Source organism: Methylobacterium sp., from assembly GCF_028290105.1.
Classification (GTDB): Bacteria; Pseudomonadota; Alphaproteobacteria; order Rhizobiales; family Beijerinckiaceae; genus Methylobacterium.
The window spans coordinates 1-6,863 of record NZ_JAQGKL010000069.1; the positions used below are offsets into that span (position 1 = coordinate 1).

Below are 6,863 nucleotides of genomic sequence, written 5' to 3' on the forward strand. Positions count from 1 at the left end.
TCCGCTGGAGAACCGACATGACGCCTGAGGCGGACCCGGCCGACGCGCGCGCGGACGCATTGCTGGCGCATATCGAGGCCCTGGCGGGCGCCCCCTTCGTGGCGGGCGACGAGGCCCGGGACCTCAGGGGCCTGTCGCTCGGGCGGGACGCCCTGAACGCGCGGCTCGGCGAGGGAACCGACCCCCCCGCCTGGTGGGATGCCAAGCAGTCGGGCCTTGCGCTCGCCGGGGCTGACCTCACCGACGCGCACCTGGAGGATGCGGATCTCTCGGGCGCCAACCTCGCGGGCGCGACGCTTTCCGGCGTGCTCGGCCGCTCCGCGCGCTTTGCCGGGGCCACGGTGGAGGAGGCGAACTTCGCGGGCGCAGATCTCAGCGGCGCCCATTTCTCGGATGTCGCCGGCGGCGAGGCCAATTTCGACGACGCGATGCTGGAGGACGCGCATTTCGAGGGTGCGGCCATGCGCTTCGCCAAGCTGCGCCGGGCCCTCCTCGACGGCGCCCATTTCGACGGCGCCGATCTCTGGGGCGCCGACTTCACCGGGGCGGACGCGGATTACACGCATTTCCGGGGCGCCCACCTCGACGAGGTGAAGCTCGTCGGCGTCAACCTCACCTATGCGGATTTCGAGGGCGCCAGCCTGAAGAAGGCGCAGCTCAGCGGCTCGCGCCTGCGGGGCGCCAACCTGACGGGCGTGAAGCTCGACGGGGCGGACCTGTCGGAGGCCGACTTCTCCGAGACCAGCCTCGTGCGCCTCAACCTCTCCACCTGCGACCTGCGCCACGCGCGCTTCGCCGGGGCTTGGCTCAACGGCACCCGGATGCGCGTGGACCAGCTCGGCGGCGCGGTGGGCGAGGAGGTCGCCCGCGACTACCCCGCGGCCCAGGCGAGCTACCTCGCGCTGGAACAGAACTTCAAGAGCATCGGCAGCCAGGACGCAGCGAGCTGGGCCTACAAGCGCGGGCGCCGGATGGGCCGGCTCCAGGCCGGATCGCAGGCACGCGCCGCCTGGGAGGCGCGCTCCGGACCGGACCTCGTGCGGCACGGCTACCAATGGGTCGCCGACCGCTTCGTCGAGTGGCTCTGCGATTACGGCGAGAGCCTGTCGCGCATCGCCCGCGCCTTCGCGATCCTGATCTTCCTGTTCGCGGCGTTCTTCGGCCTCACGGGCGGCCTGATTCCGGAGGGGGCCGACGGAAGCCCGACCTACAATCCCCTCGATCTCGTGAGCTACAGCGCCCTCAACATGATGACGGCCAATCCGCCCGAGATCGGCATCAAGCCGGTGGGCCGCGTCACCAACCTGCTGGTGGGCATCGAGGGGGCGGCCGGCATCATCCTGATGGGCCTGTTCGGCTTCGTCCTCGGCAACCGCCTGCGGCGCTGACGAAATCGGGCATTCCCACAGCCATGGTCCCGTTCACCGCGCGTCTCGCCGAACTCTACGGAGGCGACACCGATCGCGCCCACCGCTTCCGCTACGGCCTCCTCGTCTTCGACGTGGCGACGGTGGGGTACGTGGTGGTGACCTCGTTCCTGCCCCGCCACGCCTGGATCGAGGCGGTCGACATCGCCCTCGGCCTCGCCGTGCTCCTCGATTTCCTGGCGCGTCTCGCCATCAGCCCGAACCGGGCGCGGGAGTTCCGGCACCTCTCGACCTGGGCCGACATCGCCGCGATGGTCTCCTTCCTCGCGCCGGTGGTGGGGGAGGGGGCCGGGTTCCTGCGCATCCTGCGCACCCTGCGCCTGTTGCGGAGCTACCAACTCCTCGACCGGATGCGCACCGACAGCGCGTTCTTCCGCGCCAACGAGGATGCAATCCTCGCCGCCACCAACCTCGCGGTCTTCGTGTTCGTGATGACGGGCATCGTCTTCACGACCCAGCACGGGACCAACCCAGCGATCGGCAATGCCGTCGACGCGCTCTACTTCACCGTGACCTCCCTGACGACCACTGGCTACGGCGACATCACCCTGCCGGGCACGTCGGGGCGCCTGATCTCGGTCGCCGTGATGATCTTCGGCGTGACCCTGTTCCTGCGCCTCGCCCAGGTGCTGTTCCGGCCACCCAAGGTGCGCTTCCCCTGCCCGGCCTGCGGCCTCCAGCGCCACGACACCGATGCGGTCCATTGCAAGGCCTGCGGCACCCGCCTCGCGATTCCCGATGACGGCAGCGACTGACACGAGCGCCTGGCGCTGCGACGAGCGCCAAGTCACACCTCGGATATCCGCCAGCCTATTCTTGAACCCGGAAATTTTTAATCCACCTCATCATGTGCGAGCCTACACGTCGAACACTATAGGGCGACACTATCTCTCCGTTATGCAGATCGACCCAGGCACGATCGCCGACGTCCCTGCATCAACGGAGTACAGACGAACCGATGAAGACGAATATTCTTGCCGCGACCGCCGCGTTCCTGATCACGGCCGCGCCCCTCGCGGCGCTGGCCAAGCCTTATACGCCGCATCACACCAGCGCCGGGATGCGCCATTCGCAGAACGGCTACCATGCACCGCGGCACCGCTCCACCAAGGCCGAGCGTCAGCAGCGCCGGCAGAACACGAAGCGCTACGGCGATCCGAACGCCCGCAACCCCTCCCAGGAGGGCTACCAGCAGCAACTCGGCAGCACGACCAACGGCCCGCGTTACTGAGGGCGACCCATCGGCCCTCGGCGCTGACGGAACCCGCGTGACGGTCTGAGCCGGGGCCGCGACGCACCGGGCTTGCCGCCCGGTGCGTCCGTTGCGGCGGGATTGTGGTGAACGGAACCGGTGCCGGCGCGTTTGCGAGCGTCGGCGTCACGCGCCCGCTATCCCACACCCGCGCAGAATCTCCAGCCCCATGAACCGCACCGCATGACCAGCGCCTCCGCTCCGCGCCCCACCCGTCGCTGGCGCAAGCCCGGCTTCCTCACCGGTGTGCCGAGCTCTCCGCTCGCCCTGGTGCTGATCGGCGTCGCGGTCGCGGCCGGTGTCGGGAACTACCTCGCCGGCGAAGCGAGCCGCGCACAAGGGGCGCGCCAGCACGTCATCCTCAGCCAGAGCGAGCGCCTTCTCTCGAACATGGTCGAGCTCGAGACCGGCATGCGCGGCTACGTGTTGTTCGGCGACGAGGCCTATCTCGAGCCCTATCAGGCGGCGCAGGACACCATCGACGGCCAGTTGGACACCATCGAGCGGCTGACGAAGGAGACGGACGCGCAGGGACCGGAGCACATCCGAGACCTGCGCGAATCCGTCGAGGCCAAGCGGACCTATGCCGCCCGGATCATCGCACTGCGCCGGGATCAGGGCTACGACGCCGCGGTGGCGGTCGCCCGGAAGGGCGAGGGCAAGCGGACGATGGATGGGGTGCGCGCGGCGGCCAAGGCCGTGCAGACCCAGGCCGACACCGTCCTGGCGGCGACCGAAGCGCGCGACCGGGTGCTTTCCCTCGTGCTGTCCCTGGTCTCGATCGCCTCGGCGCTGGCCGCCGTCGCGCTGCTCGGGCGCCTGGCCCTGGTGCGCCGGCGCGACGAGCAGCGCACGGCCGCCCTCCTCGACGGAGTCTTCGCCAACGCCCCTGTCGGCCTCGGCTTCCTCAACCGCGACCTGACGATCCAGCACATGAACCGGGCGCTCGCCACCATGAACGAGCGCGGCTTCGGGGCCGATCTCGGGGCGCCGATCTGGGCGAACGTGCCGACCCTGCAGGAGCAGCTCGTCCCGAAGCTGAAGGCCGCCCGCGACGAGGGCCTCGTCACCACCAATGTCGACGTGGCGGTGCCGACGCCGAGCGCGCCGCGCGGGGTGCGCCACTTCCAGATGAGTTTCTACCCCCTACGCGGGCGCTCCAGCACCCAGGCGTCGGGTCGCGTCCAGGCCGACGGCGTCGGGCTCGTGGTGTCCGACGAGACCCTGCGCAAGCTCTCCGAAGAACGCATGCGTCACAGCGAGGAGCGTTTCCGCTCGCTGACCGAGGCCACCTCCTCCATCGTCTGGACGACCAACCCCGAGGGCGGTTTCGAGGTGACCCCTTCGGAATGGACCCGCTTCACCGGCCAGACCCCGCACGAGGCCGCCGGGTCCGGATGGCTGGGGGCGATCCACCCGGACGACCGAGCGCGCACCAACGAGGCCTGGCACGCGGCCGTGGAGAGCCTGTCCCCCTACGAGATCGAGCACCGCATCCGGCGCCAGGACGGCATCTGGCGGATCATGTCGGCCCGCGCCGTGCCGATCCTCGAGGAGAACGGCAGCATCCGCGAATGGGTCGGCACCCATACCGACGTCACCGCCCGCAAGGAGGCCGAGCTGGCCCTGGAGGCCGCCAAGGAGGCCGCCGAGGAGGCCAACCGCGCGAAAAGCCAGTTCCTCGCCAACATGAGCCACGAGCTGCGCACCCCGCTCTCGGCGGTGATCGGGTATTCGGAGATGCTGCAGGAGGAGATCGAGGATCTCGGCGAGGAGGGACTGCTCGCCGACATGCGCAAGATCGAGGCGAATGCCCGCCACCTGCTCGGCCTCATCAACGACGTCCTCGACCTCTCCAAGATCGAGGCTGAGCGCATGGAGATCTACGCCGAGACCTTCTCGGTCCCGGAGATCGTCCACGACGTGGCGGCCACCGTCGAATCCCTCGTCGAGAAGAAGGGCAACACCCTCGCCCTGGAGATCTCCGACGACCTCGGCGAGGCCCAGACCGACCAGACCAAGCTGCGCCAGTGCCTGATCAACCTCCTGAGCAACGCGGCCAAGTTCACCGAGGGCGGGCGCATCGTGCTCGCGGTCTCGCGGGCCCCGCGTAACGGCGACGACTGGCTGAGCTTCCGCGTCACCGACACCGGCATCGGCATGAACCCGGAGCAGCAGGCCAAACTGTTCCAGCGCTTCACGCAGGCCGACGCCTCCACCACGCGGCGCTTCGGCGGTACCGGCCTCGGTCTGGCCATCACCCGGGCCTTCGCCGAGATGCTGGGCGGGCGTATCGAAGTGGAGAGCCGGGAAGGAGCCGGTACCACCTTCACGCTTCTGATGCCCGCGACCTACGTGGCCCCGAGCCCGGAGGCCGTGGCCCATCACGATCACGACGCGCTTCACCGGACCCGGGAGGCCCTGCCGATCCCAGGCGGCCACGTCCTCATCATCGACGACGACGCGGCCACCCGCGACCTCCTCGCCCGCTTCCTGGAGAAGGACGGCTTTACCGTCGCCACGGCCCGGGACGGGCGCGAGGGCGTGGAGCGGGCTCGCGAACTCAAGCCCCGCGTCATCCTCCTCGACGTGACGATGCCGCGCATGGACGGCTGGTCGGTGCTGCGGACCCTCCGGGCCGATCCCGATCTCGGCGCGACCCCGATCATCATGGTGACGGTGCTCGACGAGCAGAACCTCGCCTTCTCGCTCGGCGCCACCGACTACCTGCAGAAGCCGATCGAGTGGAACCAGCTCAAATCCGCGATGGAGCGGTTCAAGCCCTCGGAGCACAAGGGGCCGGTCCTCATCATCGACGACGATCCGGACGCCCGCGAGCGCATGGCGGCGATGCTGACCCGCGAGGGCTGGCGCGTCGCCTCCGCCGAGAACGGCGTCGCGGGCCTGGAGGCGACGGCGGCAAAGAAGCCCTGCCTGATCCTGCTCGACCTGATGATGCCGGAAATGGACGGCTTCGGCTTCCTGCGGGCCTTGCGCGAGCGCGACGAATGGCGCGACATTCCCGTCGTCGTCCTGACCGCCAAGGACATCACCGCCGACGACCGACGGCGCCTGGCCGGCCGCGCCGACCGGGTGCTGCAGAAGGGGGGCTTGAGCCTCACGGATCTCGCCGAATCCCTGCGCCCTCTGGTGGCGCCGGGAATCTGACCCGTTGAGGCCGGCGGGGGCCTCGCGCGCCTTGCCGGCCCACCCGCCCGGGCCTATAGCCCTGGCCCAGCATGACAGCCGCGCCCCAAAGCTTCCCCCACCGGCACCTGCTCGGGATCGAGGGCCTCTCGCGACCCGACATCGAGACCCTGCTCGATCGGGCCGAGGAGGCCGTCGCGCTCTCGCGTCAGGTCGAGAAGAAGCGCACCACCCTGCGGGGCCGCACCCAGATCAACCTGTTCTTCGAGCCCTCGACGCGGACCCAGAGTTCGTTCGAGCTCGCCGGCAAACGCCTCGGCGCCGACGTGATGAACATGTCGGTGGCCTCGTCCTCGGTGAAGAAGGGCGAGACCCTCATCGACACCGCCGCCACCCTCAACGCCATGCGGCCCGACATCATCGTGGTGCGCCACCATGCGGCCGGCGCCGTGCACCTCCTCGCCCGCAAGGTCGATTGCGCGGTGGTCAATGCCGGCGACGGCGCCCACGAGCACCCGACCCAGGCGCTCCTCGATGCGCTCACCATCCGGCGCAACAAGGGCCGGATCGAAGGCCTGCGGGTCGCGATCTGCGGCGACGTCCTGCACAGCCGCGTCGCCCGCTCGAACCTCATCCTGCTCCAGGCCATGGGCGCGCGGGTGCGGATCATCGGCCCCTCGACCCTGCTCCCCACCGGCATCGAGCGCTTCGGCGTTGAGGTCTTCACGGACATGCGAAAGGGCCTGGAGGGCTGCGACATCGTCATGATGCTGCGCCTGCAGCGCGAGCGCATGAACGGCTCCTTCGTGCCCTCCGTGAAGGAATACTTCCGCTATTTCGGCCTCGACGCCGACAAGCTGCGGCTGGCCGCCCCCGACGCCCTGGTGATGCATCCGGGGCCGATGAATCGCGGCGTCGAGATCTCCTCCGAGGTCGCCGACGGGGCGCAGTCGCTCATCCGCGAACAGGTCGAGATGGGCGTCGCCGTCCGCATGGCCGTTCTCGAAGCGCTGGCGACGCACCTGCCGAACGCGTGA

Annotated in this window: 5 protein-coding genes; all 5 read left to right on the plus strand. The window is 69.6% G+C overall.

Features of this window, described 5'->3' with window-relative positions; genetic code table 11:
- The first annotated feature begins 17 nt into the window (after positions 1 to 17).
- Positions 18 to 1,388, plus strand: coding sequence for a pentapeptide repeat-containing protein (locus tag JWQ05_RS05245; RefSeq protein WP_299655581.1), 1,371 nt, complete (start codon positions 18 to 20; stop codon positions 1,386 to 1,388).
- Between the two features lie 23 nt (positions 1,389 to 1,411).
- Entirely contained in the window at positions 1,412 to 2,182 is a 771-nt protein-coding gene (locus tag JWQ05_RS05250; protein WP_299655585.1) for a potassium channel family protein, read from the plus strand.
- A 203-nt stretch (positions 2,183 to 2,385) separates the two neighbouring features.
- On the plus strand, positions 2,386 to 2,658 hold the full coding sequence (locus JWQ05_RS05255; RefSeq protein WP_299655588.1) for a hypothetical protein: 273 nt from the start codon (positions 2,386 to 2,388) through the stop codon (positions 2,656 to 2,658).
- A 204-nt stretch (positions 2,659 to 2,862) separates the two neighbouring features.
- The gene (locus tag JWQ05_RS05260; RefSeq protein ID WP_299655591.1) at positions 2,863 to 5,847 is read left to right on the plus strand and encodes a response regulator; all 2,985 of its coding nucleotides are present in this window, start codon (positions 2,863 to 2,865) and stop codon (positions 5,845 to 5,847) included.
- A 71-nt stretch (positions 5,848 to 5,918) separates the two neighbouring features.
- Positions 5,919 to 6,863 (plus strand): aspartate carbamoyltransferase catalytic subunit, encoded by a 945-nt coding sequence (locus JWQ05_RS05265; protein ID WP_299655594.1) that lies wholly within the window; start codon positions 5,919 to 5,921, stop codon positions 6,861 to 6,863.